The 249-nt window shown below is 43.4% G+C and carries 1 protein-coding gene; it reads left to right on the top strand.

Annotated features, from left to right (window positions below; translation table 11 throughout):
* Positions 1-249: HAD hydrolase-like protein (locus tag AAEY83_RS17460; RefSeq protein ID WP_351061209.1), on the top strand; the 249-nt coding region annotated here is incomplete at both ends.

Here is a 249-nt window from a genome sequence, read left to right as displayed (position 1 = left end):
ATGCCGCGCAGCATCAAGCGCTAATTAAAGGGTATAAACACCAATATAGTGTTGATACCACGCCAACTCCTGTATTTGATAATGTTGTCAGCGTTTTAGGTGCCTTAAAAGAGCAGGGCATTGTTTTAGCGGTTGCAACAGGTAAAGGTCGAGATGGATTAGAGCGTTTGCTTGATCAAAGCCAACTTAGACATTTTTTTAGTGCAACACGTACAAGCGACGACGCACTGTCTAAGCCCTCTCCAAATA

The organism is Psychrobacter sp. TB20-MNA-CIBAN-0197 (assembly GCF_040309765.1).
In the GTDB taxonomy this organism is placed as follows: Bacteria; Pseudomonadota; Gammaproteobacteria; order Pseudomonadales; family Moraxellaceae; genus Psychrobacter; species Psychrobacter submarinus.
Note: the sequence above shows the minus strand (reverse complement) of the source record. Positions and strands in the feature narration are given on the sequence as shown.